Origin of the sequence: Caenibacillus caldisaponilyticus (assembly GCF_002003465.1) — a bacterium.
GTDB lineage: Bacteria > Bacillota > Bacilli > Bacillales > Sporolactobacillaceae > Caenibacillus > Caenibacillus caldisaponilyticus.
Genome location: NZ_BDDQ01000176.1, coordinates 1 through 1,153 on the forward strand (window position 1 = coordinate 1; position 1,153 = coordinate 1,153).

At 44.1% G+C, this 1,153-nt stretch carries 1 protein-coding gene; it reads right to left on the reverse strand.

The genetic code is table 11. From position 1 onward, the window contains the following. Positions 1 to 955: IS256 family transposase (locus CCB157_RS17120; protein WP_077616964.1), on the reverse strand; the 955-nt coding region annotated here is incomplete at its 3' end. Positions 956 to 1,153: the final 198 nt, after the last annotated feature.

Genomic DNA, 1,153 nt, shown 5'->3' on the forward strand with positions numbered 1-1,153 from the left:
TTCGAATACTGCTTGGATAGTCCATAAAGGTGAGAAGAACATCCAACTCATTGGCCCACGATTGGACTTCCCTTGGGTATTTGTGAGACCATTTGGATTGAAACTGTTGAAACATCTCCAATGCGATTTCTTTATTCGGAGAACGATAAATGAGTTTCAGGTCCTCCGCCATTTCGAATTGATCTTTTTTCCGAACACGGCTGAGGGTGTTGCGGACTTTGTGCACGACACAGCGCTGCACATCGGCTTTCGGATAAACCGCCTTAAAGGCTTCCTCCAGCCCCGGAAGGCCATCGAAGACGCCAAGAAGCACTTCCTTGACGCCTCTTTGGTAGAGCTGTTGGAGAATCTCCTGCCATACATAGGCGCTTTCTTGTCCTCCTACGAAGAAATCAAGAATTTCACGATACCCTTCTTCGTTCACCCCTAATACCACATAAATAACTTCTTTCTCTACCGTATCCCGGCGAAGTTTCACGTACAAGCCGTCCAAATATAAGACCGAATAACGCTGGTGTAGTGGACGAGCGTGCCATTTCTCGATGTCTTCCTTCACGACATCGGTAATCCGGCTGATCGTCGCAGGAGAATAGGTGCTTCCTAGAATTCGTTCGATAAACTTGCCAATTTCCCGTGTACTCATGCCACTTTGATACATCCTAATGATTGCTTCCTCCAGCCAGCCGGTGTGCCGTTGGTAAGGGGCAAACAACTGTGTTTGAAATTCCCCGTTTCGGTCTCTTGGAACCAAAAGACCCTCAATCCGGCCATATTGCGTATCTAGATTTCGCTGATAGTAGCCGTTTCTCATATTCGGTGTTCCAGCCTGTTCGATTTCGAGGAAATTTTTCATTTCTTCCCGCATAATCAGCTCTAATTTTTCTTTCACAAATTGACGAATAACACTTTCCAGTTGATTTGCCCAGTCGACATTCGGTATACTTCTTTTAGACATAGGTAGGGTACTCCTTTCTCTGGAATGTGTTATGGCTAAATCAGAGAATACCCTACCTTTTTTCTTTTGGTCTAGCAAAATGCTTTACACAAACTTTTATACATCATCTAAATTTGGTATAATATTGATACACAGGAAAACTTTGAAGAGTCGGACGATACGCTTTATGTGACAAACCCTAATTAACATGGAATGGAG